Annotated in this window: 8 protein-coding genes; 3 read left to right on the top strand and 5 right to left on the bottom strand. The window is 34.2% G+C overall.

Features of this window, described 5'->3' with window-relative positions; translation table 11 throughout:
* Positions 1 to 666 precede the first annotated feature (666 nt).
* From I130_RS02735 to I130_RS02715, 5 genes are all read right to left on the bottom strand, one after another.
* Positions 667 to 2,586, bottom strand: coding sequence for a putative porin (locus tag I130_RS02735; RefSeq protein ID WP_034918916.1), 1,920 nt, complete (start codon positions 2,584 to 2,586; stop codon positions 667 to 669).
* 105 nt (positions 2,587 to 2,691) lie between these two features.
* The gene (locus I130_RS02730; RefSeq protein ID WP_051119595.1) at positions 2,692 to 4,008 is read right to left on the bottom strand and encodes an aryl-sulfate sulfotransferase; all 1,317 of its coding nucleotides are present in this window, start codon (positions 4,006 to 4,008) and stop codon (positions 2,692 to 2,694) included.
* Positions 4,009 to 4,082: 74 nt separating this feature from the next.
* Positions 4,083 to 4,790: a hypothetical protein gene (locus tag I130_RS02725; RefSeq protein WP_034918913.1), complete on the bottom strand. Its 708-nt coding sequence runs from the start codon at positions 4,788 to 4,790 to the stop codon at positions 4,083 to 4,085.
* A 21-nt stretch (positions 4,791 to 4,811) separates the two neighbouring features.
* A complete protein-coding gene (locus I130_RS02720; RefSeq protein ID WP_034918911.1) occupies positions 4,812 to 6,335 on the bottom strand; it encodes a RagB/SusD family nutrient uptake outer membrane protein in 1,524 nt (507 codons plus the stop codon).
* Positions 6,336 to 6,347: 12 nt separating this feature from the next.
* The gene (locus I130_RS02715; protein WP_034918906.1) at positions 6,348 to 9,602 is read right to left on the bottom strand and encodes a SusC/RagA family TonB-linked outer membrane protein; all 3,255 of its coding nucleotides are present in this window, start codon (positions 9,600 to 9,602) and stop codon (positions 6,348 to 6,350) included.
* 170 nt (positions 9,603 to 9,772) lie between these two features.
* Between I130_RS02715 and I130_RS02710 the strand changes: the two genes are divergently transcribed.
* The 3 genes from I130_RS02710 to I130_RS02700 all read left to right on the top strand — a co-directional run bounded on the left by I130_RS02710 (position 9,773) and on the right by I130_RS02700 (position 13,752).
* Positions 9,773 to 10,372: a ribonuclease HII gene (locus I130_RS02710; protein WP_034918903.1), complete on the top strand. Its 600-nt coding sequence runs from the start codon at positions 9,773 to 9,775 to the stop codon at positions 10,370 to 10,372.
* 29 nt (positions 10,373 to 10,401) lie between these two features.
* A complete protein-coding gene (locus I130_RS02705; RefSeq protein WP_034918899.1) occupies positions 10,402 to 12,852 on the top strand; it encodes a hypothetical protein in 2,451 nt (816 codons plus the stop codon).
* A 216-nt stretch (positions 12,853 to 13,068) separates the two neighbouring features.
* Positions 13,069 to 13,752: a hypothetical protein gene (locus I130_RS02700; protein WP_034918896.1), complete on the top strand. Its 684-nt coding sequence runs from the start codon at positions 13,069 to 13,071 to the stop codon at positions 13,750 to 13,752.
* Positions 13,753 to 13,754 lie beyond the last annotated feature (2 nt).

The following is a 13,754-nucleotide window of genomic DNA, read 5'->3' as shown; positions in this document are numbered from 1 at the left end:
AGGAACTTATTGTGGAAATAAAAGGAGTTGAACCTTCTCTATAACTACCCAACCTCGGGATTTCTTTTCAATAACTAATCGTGAACTTTTACTACCGCTCAAAGCGGCTGCAAATATACAATGTTTTTTATTTACCAAACAAAACTAATTGAAGTTTTTTTTAGATAAATTTTTAAAAACTTTCATCCTTAAATCTTACATTATAATCTCACTAATCAAGAACTTATACTACCGCTAAACGCGGCTGCAAATATACCATCTTTAATTTCTATCCCGCAAACTTATTTTGAAGTTTTTTTAGTTAAATTTTAACCTCTAAAACCCTCCTAATCCCGCGTCAATCAAAGAACTTCGCTATCTCATGAACCCTATGGCTCATTCCTTAGCGGGTGCAAATATACACCGTCTTTTTTCTTTACCACAAGCTTTTAATCAAGTATTTCTTAAAATAATTTTAATCTTTTCTTAATGCTTTAATATTACGTGAGTTACTACTGAATTATTTTTTATGGAGATTCCATTTTGTTCAAATAATAAGACCGTCAGTGACGGTGCGTTAGGGATTGAAGCGGTAGCACCCAATGAAACTTCGTGCAATTGGGACTACAAGCGGAAAGCCCGGCCCTGAGTTTCGCGAGGAGAAACGCCCAAGAAAAACAAAAAAAATTAAAGAAAGAAATCCCAGACAAGACCAAATCTCACCAAGAAATCTCGATAGGGATGTTCTGGAGCAGCGAAATTATTATTACTGTTTATTAAAGAGTTTAGATGTTCTAGCTTAAAAAAGATCCTTGTTTGCTTAACCTTTGCATTGAAAAAGAAATCTACAACCGGGAAGGCTCCAAATTCTTGTTCGTTTTGAACATAGAATTCTGCCAATACAGGATCGTAACCATCCATTTGGTAGCTAGAGAAATACTTTAATGTAAAGCCGGTTTGTAAATAAAGCGCTCGTTTAAACCAGTGGTCGCTATAATAAAGTGTATTCCGCGTTGTGAAATCTGGGATATTTAAAACATCTTCCCCATTAATCACCTTTTGATACATCACGGTATTATCCAACGCGAATTTACCGTAATGAAACTCCTTACTTGCTTTCAACTTAAAATAGTTGATGTCCTCATTATCCTGAAAAGGTTTAGTATAGCCAGGATCATTAGAGGAGAAATATGCATAATTTGTTATTCGGGTAAAACTAGCATCTACATTCGCCAAATTAGCAGATTCCAATTTCACAGATAAACTTTGAGTGGTGGTGTTTTCAAAATCTGTTTGCCAGTTGTAATTAATGTAATCACTTTGATAGAGCTGAAAATTGAAATTAGGGGCACTCTCATTACTTCTAAGTTCAGCTGTAACTTGGTTATTCTTATTAATAAAATAATTTGCCCCAGCCAAGAAATTATGACCACTAAAATCCCCAGCTACATTAACCATAAAGTCTCCATACATCTTTAAAGGTCCAAAGTTTTTAGTATACTCTGCTCCTGCCGCGTAATTCTCTCCTATAATTCTGTTGGTAATAGTTTGATCCTCTAAAACAAAAACGGAATTGTAGCCGTAGTTATAGTTTGTAAGCCCTGCTTTTATTTTCAGTTTCCCAAGAGTAGTGTTTGCATATGTAACTCCAGCAATATTACTTATATTTCTTAGCTTCACCCTATCCCTAAGATCAGTGGTTTTAAAAGAAGTTCCAAAAATTTCGACTGGCGCGTCTTGTTTAAAAATGTACTTCTTATCACTAAAGTCTAATTCATGATTAATGGTAAGTCTATTATTTTTTCCGTTTGCAAGATCATATTCCTGAGCCAGGAAGAACCGCTTTCCATATAAAATGTTTTCTGCATTCTCAAATTTAACTTCTAAGATAGATCTATCATCAAACTCTGTTTCTTTTCCAATATATTGGTCTAAAGCCTGATCTGTTAGCCCACCATTCTCTTGGTTTAGCAGATCTTGAGAAACGAAATGAGTTTTAAGCCTGTATTTATTACTTAGCGTTGCGTAATTGAGTGTAGCTCTAAAGTTCCCCGTACTCGTTAATACATTTTGATATTTACCTAAGGAACGTAAACCTTTATATGCTACAGAGAAATTTAATCTTTCTGATGTATTAATGGTAAAGAAGGCATCTAAGGTTTGACCTTGCTCTGGCACGGTTTTAAAATAGAGCTCGGTAAGTGGAGTGGGAACTTTGAAATAATTGATATCCTCTACTTCCATAAAGTTATAATGCCTCGCTCTGGCTCCTAAATCTGGGATTAGATCGCTCTTACTGAAATCATGAGCAAGCTTATTATAGGTTTGCCCAACATTGGCGAAAGGGACTAATTCAAAATTATCTTTTCTTAGATAATTGAATTTGTAATCTTTTTGTATTGTTAATGTAGTATCTACAAAGGTAGAATCTCCTGAAACGGTAAATATTTTATATGCTGCAATGGGTGGTTTTGGAACCGTATCTTTTTTTATTGTATTACTAACATTATTGTCTTCTTGAGATCCACCACTGCCAAATCCAAGTTTTCTTTGCCCGAATGAACTGATAGAAAAAATTAAAAAAAATAAAATAATAAGTTTTCTCATGAAAATTTAAATGTAGACCAAAAATATAATAATTCTATCAAGGTAACTGTAGTTTGTTGAAACAAAAAAACCACCCAACTAGGGTGGCTAATTTTATAATAAACTTTACAGTCCCAGATTGATAATTCCATTGCTAGTCTTTTGATAAGGATATCCACGCCAAAAAAAACCTTGTCCCTCGAATCTCCAAACTACTTCTTTAGTTTCAGTAACCTCCCAAAACCCAAAATTACCTTGAGTAATTAAAGTATTCCCGTTAGGTAACCTGTAAGCTCCAGATACTTTTGGCGAAAACAGATCTGGATCACTAAAACTCCATTTAACCTCTAATTTATTCTCTTTATTAGCTTTTAAGTCAAATTTAGCAGGAATTTCCAGTTCATAGACAGTCGAGTGTGGATCCAGTGCTAGAAGTCCATTCGAAAACACCAATAAAGAATTTCCGCCGGGAACTAAGTTTGGATTGTGGTTATGGAAAAACATTCTTTCGCCTACATTATTGTAAGCCTCTGGGTTACCAAAGCGGTAAACTAGATCGCCACCTTTTTCATAATTTCCACCACTAGAAGTAAACACCTCTAATTGAGTTGTGCTATGATCAATTACCCAGACTTCACTAAAATAGTTTACACTTAGATAAATAAGATCATTCGCTGCATCATATTCTAAAGCATTGGCATGAAAAATATCACCATTGTAATTCCCTTCCTTTAATGGGTCCTCATAATTTATATTAACCTTTTCAGGAAAATCTGAAATGACACCATAATTATCCAAAAGATTATCTACATCTTGCACTAGATGGTCCCATACATTCCATTGCCAAACAATTTGGTTTGAAATGGGATCGATCTCAATAATCTTTTCAGCGTAAACTGTCGTAAATTCACCCGTATAACCAATTGAGGTTAAATCTTCTTCGGTTTTTTTCTCCCAGGCCACAAACAAAACATTCCCATTTGGTAACATTTCTACATCATGATGCGCTAAATTAACATCATTGGAGTACGTATAATCCCAGAGCAATTCTCCAGAAGGAGCGATTATAGCAAACCTACCGCCAAAACCTCCAAAGGTGTAAGCTGGATCCTCTACCGTTAATGCAACTAATAGATTTCCGTTTTCCAGTAATTCTGCATCATTTCCAATACCTGAAGGAAGATTCCATTCATATAGAATTTCTGACTCCTTCTTCTCCATCATATACACTCTATTGTTACTAGCATCATTTACTAAAACATATCCATCTTGTATTTTATCTTGTTTAAAAACTATCACATTACCGGCAATATCTGTAGCAACAGTATCTATTACAATCACTTCCTCTTCTTCCTCTTCTACAATGGTAGGCTGAAAATCATCATCGCTTTGGCAGGAATAAAAACCAAAGCCCACTAAAAATATTAATATTTTAATTCTCATAAGTATAAAAACAAAAAAAAGGTGATTTGAAATAAATCAAACCACCTTTCATAATTATAATTAATGTTACAAAATTAGAAAGTAACTTCAACGCTAGTTTCAGTTCCAAAATCTCCACTTAAAGTAGCAAGTACTTCACCTGCATACGTTAATGTAGCTCCTCCATCTGCAATACCATCACCATAAGAATCCGTAAGGATAAAGGTATAAGTACCAGAAGCAATACATAAAGATCTTGTTGCAGTAGCAGTTGTTACTTTAAGAACAGTAACACCATCAGAGTCAATTAACTCCCAACCAGTTTCACTTGGATAAGCGTCTAAAGTAAGATTTACTACGAATTCCTTTCCAGGACATACTCTAGCAACATTTAATCTTACAGGAGACCCAGCAGTAAAACTAGGATCTGCTTCTAATCCAAGGAAAAGGCTTTTTCCAGCAACTCCTAAGCCAACATCTGAAACAGAAATACTAAGAGTTCCCTCGTTAGTACCACCTGGTATAGTAACTGTTCCAGGAACAGTATAACCACTAGCGCCAAGAGTTGTAGTTGGAAGAACCACAACGTTAAAAGTTCTGTCTTCATTCTTAATATTTGCAGAATAAACTTTTACATCATAATTGGTGGAACCACCTACTTCCACTCCTACATTCTCCCCTGCAGTAGGAGAAAATTGTAAGCTTACATATTCAGGGTTTGCAATCTCATCATCATAATCACAACTTGTAACAAGCCCGAGTGATAATAGAACTACGAATAATTTTAAAAAGTGTTTTATCATTTTAATAGTTTTTAAGATCGATTAGTTATTTTGAGTACTAACGAAAGGGTTAAATAAAATTTCCGCTTCAGGAATCTCAAAAGTCAATCTTTCATCATCAAAACGAATAGATTCCCCTACAAAAGAAAGATGATTAGATCCTCTTACTACAGTCCCTTTATTTCTCTTTAAAGCTAAATAACTTTTTCCTTCACCCCATAATTCAAGCCTTGTTTGAAGATATACTTCACTAACAAGCGCAGCACCAGAGAGACCATCAATATAAGATGAGTCATCCACACGTAGATCTAAAAGTGCTTTCAAAGAAGTTTGAGCTTCCAAATCCATTCCTAAATTTGCATTCGCTTCAGCATTAAGAAGGTACATTTCAGCAACTCTCATATAAATTAAATCTGAAGTAATAACCTGAGATGATCCCCTTGGTTGTCTTGCCTCCTCAAAAAATTTATTAAAAGGTTGTAAGTAGTTTGAACTAGTAGTAGTTTGATTAAATTGATTTTTTCTTATATCACCCTCTTTAAATTGCGCATAAAGACCCGCATCTATAGCTTTGTTATCTCCAAATCCTGCATAACTATAAGAAAAGTAGTCCATTTGTCCCCACCAGGATAACAAACCAACACCCGAATCTGAAGTAATATCTACACCCCACATCCAACCTGAAGTATTAGCATCATTAAATCCACCACCGTAAGGCTCTGTATCCGGACCGTCATGCATCATTCTAACTGCTTCAGTTCTACTAACAATTGAGTAAGCCCCGGAAGTAATTACATCATTGGTAAGTGTTTTAACTTCTTGCCATTCTCCTTTAGCAGCGTGAACATATGCTAAAATACCCTTTGCTACATCTTGATTAACTTGATTTTTAGCCGTACGACCAAAACCATCAAGTAAGGTAATTGCATCGTTTAAATCCTTTTCTATCTGATCGTATATAACAGAAGCTGCCACTTTAGGGCCATTTTCATCTGCCGGATCAAGATAGATAGGAAGAATTTCCTGTGCAGGATCGTAAGCATTCTGGTAGTATTGTGTCAAATAAAAATATGAATGAGCTCTTAAAGCTTTTGCTTGTCCCATGATGTACTTATTAGCCTCTAATTCTGGCGTTACATCATTTCCTCCAAGTCCAGCAATTACAACGTTTGTAGATCTAATAATACGATAGTAGTATCTCCAAGGCTGATAATTTGTTTGTCTTGTGAAATCAAGCGGTGCCTGAAATTCTGTAATGTCGGCACGGTACCATCCAAATGAACTCACAGAAAGAGCTGCATCTCCAGATAACATATCTCCAAAGATATCGTATGCTTTCTGACCGAAATCTGTATGGCTTGTAGTTCCTCCTGATCCAGATTCGAACATCAATGAATAAATACCTGCCAAAGTACCTTCAAGTACTGCGGGATTAGTTTTCGCAGCCTCTTCAACCTGGTCTGCTGTTAGAAACTCAGATGGCTGCTTTTCTAGGTAGTCTTCACTACAACTTACTCCAAAGAGCAGTATTGCAGCAACACCTGTTAGTTTTAATAAATTTTTCATTTTCGTTTTTTTTTAGAATTTAACTCTTACACCCATTGTAAAAGTGGTAAGTGGTGCATATAAACGTCGTCCTGAGTTACCCGTTTCAGTAGTATTTGGAAGAAAACCATCTCTGGCGGTCTTAGCAAATAAGTTATCTCCAGACACGAATAAATTTACATAATCTATTCCACTATTACCTAACTTTTCTTCATTCAAAGTATATCCTAACAACACATTATTAAGTGCAAGATAGTCTGTACTTGTCACAAAACGATCTGAAGTAGATGTTCCATTCACTATTCTGTTGTCAGTAAGTGCAGGCACACTAGTAATATCTCCTGGATTTTGCCATCTATTAAGGATATCTGTATGGTAGTTATTACCTACGGCACCAAAACGATCACTCATTAACTCAGCATATTGACCATCATATGAATACCCTCCAAGACTATAAATAAACTGAGAAGAGAAATTAAAGTTCTTGTAGTTTCCTCCCAATCTAAAACCACCTCTTACATCTGGAATAGAAGATTTATCAATATACTTATCTGTAGCATTTGCATAGGTTCTAGTAATAGTTCTTGCGATCACAGCATCTGGATTTGCTGCTAAATAAGGAGTTAAAGTAGAAATTCCTTCTTCCCCATTATCTAACAAGCCGTTACCATTTGCATCATTAAAGTATTGGTACCAAAGTGGAGCTCCATTAGATGGATCTACACCTGCATATTCTCTTACATAAATGTCGAAAATTGAACGACCTTCAGAATAAGCAAAAACACCTTGTGGATCTAATATTCTTTCTTCACCTGTAGAAGGGTCTATAGGCATTCTAGTGATTTCATTGGTAAGAATTTCACCGTTTATGTTTAGGTTCAAATTAAAATCTTCTGATTTAAATACATGACCAGTTAAGTTAAATTCTAAACCAGTGTTTCTTAAATCTCCATCATTAACAGTTATAATGGCAATTCCTTGAGATGGTCCAACTCTTCTATTAAAGATTTGGTCTGTAGTGTTTTTAACGTAATAATCCACAGAACCATCTAACCACTGTCCTAAACTAAACTCAGTACCTACCTGAAACATTTTTGAAGTTTCCCAAGTTAAATCTGGGTTTCCATTGTCTCTTGCAGAAAGTGAAATACCATCATTAAGGTTGTTGATATTGAATGTGTCATAACCAGGATAATACACAGGGTTACCATTAGCATCCGTCTGAGCTTCATCACCTAACACCCCATAAGATGCTTTTAATTTAAGGAAACTAACTATATCATTATTATATAGAAAGTCCTCATTAGAAACAATCCATGCTGCTCCTACAGAACCGAAAGTTCCCCATTTCTCATTAACAAACCTAGAAGAACCATCACGACGTACAGATCCCGTTAAGTAATATTTATCTAAGAAATCGTAATTGATCTGACTAAAGTAAGATTCAATAGCTCTACCCTCATTATATCCGGAATCAGGACTAGGTGAAACAACATAATTATTTAACTCATAAATATCCGAAGCCACCGCTTTTGTTTTATAAGCATCATTATAATTTCTTTCGAAATCATTTGATTCGTGAGCAGCCAAAACTTCAATAGTATGATCTCCAAACTGTTTGCTATAACGTAACAACTGAAGGAAGTTTGTAGTTAATCTTTCATTGTCTTGCTTAAATATAGTTCCTCCATCTCCTACAGCAGTACCATAGAATGGGTTTTGAACATCGGTTCTTCTATCTATAGAGTATTGAGCACCAAACCTAGTTTCGAATTTTAAATCTTGAGTAATATCAAAATCTAATGAAAAACTACCGTTTAGTTCATTTCTTTCTGTTCCATCAAAATCATATAAAGCAGATCCAATTGGATTTAAGTTATCAGACTGTGGTCTAGTTCTAAATCCTGAAGAACTTCCGTAATCTATTTGATTACCTCCAAAAATAGGATCTGGAACCAATTCACCATTTTCATCTCTTAGAAACACACCAAAAATTGGTGCAGTTTTATCTGCAAATTCAAATACGTTCTCAGAACCTACCGTCTGCCCATTATTTAAACTTTCAGAATAAGCATAACCAATATTAGCTCCAACTTTTAACCATTCTTTAACTTTAGAGCTAACATTTAAACGAGTAGTATATCTGTCATACCCTGTGTTTATTGCATAACCATCATCATTAAGATATCCAAAAGAAGCAAAATAAGTAGTTTTTTCATCTCCACCACCAAAACGAACATTTGCTTCAGTTCTAATAGCTGAATTAAAAGCTTCATCTATATAGCTTTCTGGAGTATACTTTCTCGTAACACCTTCACGAATTCTTCCTGTTTCAGGATCTATTAATTCTGCACCGTTAGCAACATTAAAAAGATTATATCCAACTGGAATGTAATTATCAGAAAAAAGTAATCCTGCTGCATAATCTGCAGGGTTTGCAACTCCGTTAATAAACCCGCGATTCTTAATTCCTTCATATACTAACTCAGTATAAGTTTCAGGAGAACGAATTACATCGTAACGAGGTATAATTTGAGCGTTAACACCTGTTCTTACATCAACTTCAATATAATCATCACCTGTACTAGAACCAGATTTAGTTGTAATCAAAATTACTCCATTTGCACCCCTAGAACCATAAATTGCAGTTGCAGATGCATCTTTAAGTACAGTTGTAGTTTTAATATCTGAAGGGTTAATCGAGTTAAGTTGGCCACTACCCGTAGTAAATGGAACACCATCAACAACATAAAGAGGATCACGGTTTCCATTTACCGATCCAAAACCTCTAATTCTAATTGTAGAAGTAGTACCCGGTTGCCCAGATGTATTAATAACATTTACCCCCGCAACCTCACCCGCAAGTGCTTGTGAGATATTTGAAACAGCTTTTACCTCAAGCTTTTCAGCATCGATAGTTGTTGCCGTTCCCGCAAATGATTGTTTGGTAGCAGTTCCATACCCTACAACGATAACTTCATCTAATGCTGAAGCATCTACTGCTAGACTTACGTTAACATTATTACTTGTTCCCACAGTAATTTTTTGGTTAGCAAATCCTATGTAACTAAATACTAGGATTTGTCCTGAAGAGGTTTGTATGGTATAATTACCATCAAAATCGGTTTGGGTACCTTTATTTGTACCCTGCACGATTACATTTACACCCGGAAGTGTTATTCCATCTCCATCCGTAACAGTACCTGTCACGGTTTTGTCTTGTGCAAAGGTTAATTGCACCACAAACGCTAAAAATAGCGTTAGAATTCCATTTAATCTTTTTTCCATTATTATGTTAATTTGAATTAGCCAGCGCCAAAAATCCTAATAAATATTGAATAAAACAATATTATTTGAAGTCTTGATGTGTTAAAATCTTAACACTACGCTATTTCTTAGATGCAATATTTATAAGAAGGTTGCGTGGAGTTCTTAGAAATAAATGTAAAATTTGCAAAATGTTATTAAATTCTCATAAACAATCCGGCTTAGAATGTGGAACTGACGAGGCTGGAAGAGGCTGCCTTGCGGGTCCTGTCACCGCTGCAAGTGTTATTCTGCCTAAGAAGTTTAAAAATTCTTTTTTAAATGATTCCAAGATCGTTAAATCAAATAAGAGAAATATTTTAAAAAAAATTATTCAGGAGAAAGCGGTGTCATTTGGTGTTTCCCATGTTTTTAATGCAGAGATCGATAAAATTAATATTTTAAATGCCTCTATTTTAGGAATGCACCAAGCAATAAATAACATGAATACTATTCCAGATCACATACTGGTAGATGGAAATAGGTTTAAGAACTATAATAATATACCGCATCTATGTATTATAAAAGGAGATGGCAAATATTTAAATATTGCCGCAGCATCCATTCTGGCAAAAACATATAGAGATGAGTTTATGAATTTAATTCATGAAGAATTCCCAATGTATAACTGGAAACAGAATAAAGGCTATCCCACAAAAGAACACCGAGCGGCAATTAGAAAATATGGTATTACAAAATATCATAGATTAAGTTTTAAATTGCTACCCGATCAGTTAAAATTAGAGCTGTAACTTAGTACTTTTGTGAAAATCTCTTTTATATGAACAAATTATTGACAGCCTTATGGGTTGTTTTTACTTTAATCTCTTGTGAGCAAGCTCAAAACAACACCTCTGACCTATTTGACTTTGTTCCAGAGAACTCCTCCTATATTATATCTTCAAATGATATTCCTTTTTTTATCTCGCAACTAGATAGCTCTGATCTTTTCAATAAAAATACTTTAGAATCCAAGTTTAATGTTTCAGGCCTTACGGGATATGCTAAGCTTATTGAGCCTACGAAGTCCTTGATTGTTTATTCTAGAAAAGATTCTTCTTCCTATAATTATCTCGTAATTGCCGAAGCTAAAAAAGATACCTTACTGCTTCACAAGCATCCAAATTTCTCTATTGAAAGTATTTCTACAAAGGATCTGGACTATAAGAAGATCACAATAGATAATAATATAACTTATTCTGTCTTTATAAATAACACCTTACTGGCCAGCTCCTCTAAATCTTTACTAATTGAAGCTATAAATCATTCCCAATCTAATGATGCCCGGACTGAATCTTTTAAAAAAGCAATTGCCTCAACATCCTTAGATAAAACTTCAATCTTTATAAAACATTCAAAAAATAAATTTGAATCACAACTTAATAGTACTGCTAATACGTTTATAACCACACCTATTTCAGAATGGAGTGTTGTAGATCTTGACCTGTCTTCTGAAAAAATGAGATTTAACGGAATTGCTGTTTCTAGTACAGATTCAATAAATCTTTTGGATATTTTTAAAAATGTTCAACATCAAAAAAATGAACTTCAGAACATTGTTCCCATTTCTGCTGAAGGTTTCTATTCCTTCACTTATAAAGATTTCAAGAATTTAGAATTTAATCTGAAAAAGTTTAAGAAAGACAGTCTCGTTATAAATGACAATAATCTATTGAACTTCACGAAAGAAGCAGGTGAGATTTATTTAGGAAAAAATATTGCTATAGCTTTAAATACAACTGACGCTCAATTGGCAAAAGAAGCCTTACCAGCTTCTGATGCATTAATAACTGACTATCGCGGAGTTTCTATCTATTCTATCTCTGAAAATAATTATTTAAAATTCTTAGAACCAATTATCCATGTAGAAGGGTTTAGCAAATATGCATTTATTGAAAACTTCCTAGTCTATTCTAAAGATCAGAAAACATTAGAATTGATAATTAGCAATTTTCAAAATAATAGTACGTATTCAAAAAACGAAGCATTCCTCGCTCTCCAAGGAGATCTCGCTGAATCTTCTTCGTTATTAATTGTAAGTACACCAAACTTCAATAAGGATAAAACTTATACTTCCATAGCCTTTCAAATTTCCAATTCCTTTTCTGAAAATTTTACTGATGATTTCAGTTATTCTGCCCTTCAGTTTGTAACAAGTGACGGTTTTTCTCATATACATGGGAGCATTGGAAAAGCAAGCTCTGGAAAAAATTCAGAAATTAAAAAAACAGTCACTATCAGTTTGCCTGAAATCATCTCAGGCAATCCGTTTTTGTATACTACTTCTAATAATAAATCTGCCATTGTATTTCAAGATATTAATAATGTGCTACACGCAGTTTCTAATCAAGGAAAAACCCTATGGAAGATACAATTAGAGAGCAAAATATTAGGGGAGTTCCAACAAATAGATATCAATAAAAATGGTGTTCAAGAGCTTGCGTTTGCCACCTTAAATAAATTTTACGTGTTAGATGCTAAGGGAAAAGAAAGCCGAGGTTTCCCTTTAAAATTTAACGATCTTATTACACAGCCACTTGCTATTTTCGACTATGACAATAACAGGAACTATAGATTTGTGATCACACAAAAGAATAAACTTCTTATGTATGATTCCAGAGGTGAAACTGTAAATGGCTTCGATTTTAAAGGTGCTACTTCTGATATAATTCAACCACCAAAACACTTCAGAATAAAAAATAAGGATTACATAGTAGTTCCAGAAAAGAATGGGAAACTACATATATTAAGTAGACAAGGAAAAGAGCGAATTGCAGTAAAAGGAGATATAGATTTTTCTGAAAATGCTTGGTTTGAAAATAAAAACAATTTTGTTTCTCTAGCTGAAGACGGCAAGTTATTAAAAATTGATTCTAAGGGAAAAATAAGCAAAGAACAAGCAAAGGGAAGTAATGATTTGAAAATTATCGCTTATGAAAATCTATTGGTGCTGCTCTCTGATAATAAATTAAATATAAATAATAAAGAAATTGAGTTAGACTACGGGCTTTATTCCGCCCCATCAATTTATAGGCTTAATGGGAAAAGCTATATTTCTATAGCAGACACTCAGGCAAAAAAAGTATACCTCTTTAATGATAAGGGAGAATTGCTTCCAAATTTCCCGACTTATGGTATTGGTCTTTCAGGAATAACTAGCACTAATAAAGGAGTTTCCAAAACCGCTTTAATTGTGGGAGAAGGAAATGAAGTTATACTCTATAATTTTTAAACTCAAATAATCATAAAAAATAGTGCCGATTTTGATGATTTAGCTTAAATTTATCATAATTAAAATATTGATTATTAGCGATTTAAGCATAATTACCTGACAAAAAAATTTGACAAATTACTTCAATTTATTGAACATATCCTGAAGATTTTTAGGTTCCCCAAGACATCCCCACCCCCTCAAACAACTAATTAAGTAATAACTAAACTTAGTATTATGAGAACTTTTTCATTTATCTGCCTGATCGTAGCATGCAGTTTCATTGTAAACGCGCAAGATTGTAACAGTTATTTTGCCATGGAAGAAGGCATTACTTCACAAATCACATCCTACGACAAGAAAGATAGACCTGTTGCTGTTGTGGATTACGAAATTAAAAAGGTGAGTAATAATAACGGAATAAAAATAGCTGAAATTACTTCTACTGTAAAAGATGAAAAAGGAAAATTAATAGCCACATCGAATTACGAGGTAAGTTGCAAAGGAGATAAAATATCCATAGATTTTAGGTCTATGATGAGCCCACAATTAATAGAGCAATACAAGGACATGGAGCTTGAGATCACAGGGAATAATATTGAAATTCCGAATAATTTAAATGTAGGCGACCAACTTCCTGATTCCAATATGGAAATGACCATGAATATGGGCGGAATGAATATGAAAATGAATGTGGCTATGATCAATCGAAGTGTTACTGGAGAAGAAACAATTAAAACACCAGCGGGGACTTTTGAATGTGTGGTAATTACGTATACTTCAGAATTTAAAATGGGAATAACCAAAAGTGGCACTGCTAAACAATGGCTTTCCAAAGGAATTGGAATGGTAAAGCAAGAAGACTACAATGGGAATGGCAATTTAACTAGTAGCAGTTTGCTAACAGCATTTAATAAATAATA

The organism is Gillisia sp. CAL575 (genome assembly GCF_000403785.1).
Classification (GTDB): Bacteria; Bacteroidota; Bacteroidia; order Flavobacteriales; family Flavobacteriaceae; genus Gillisia.
The sequence above is the reverse complement of the archived record's forward strand: the minus strand, read 5'-3'. Positions and strand labels throughout refer to the sequence as shown.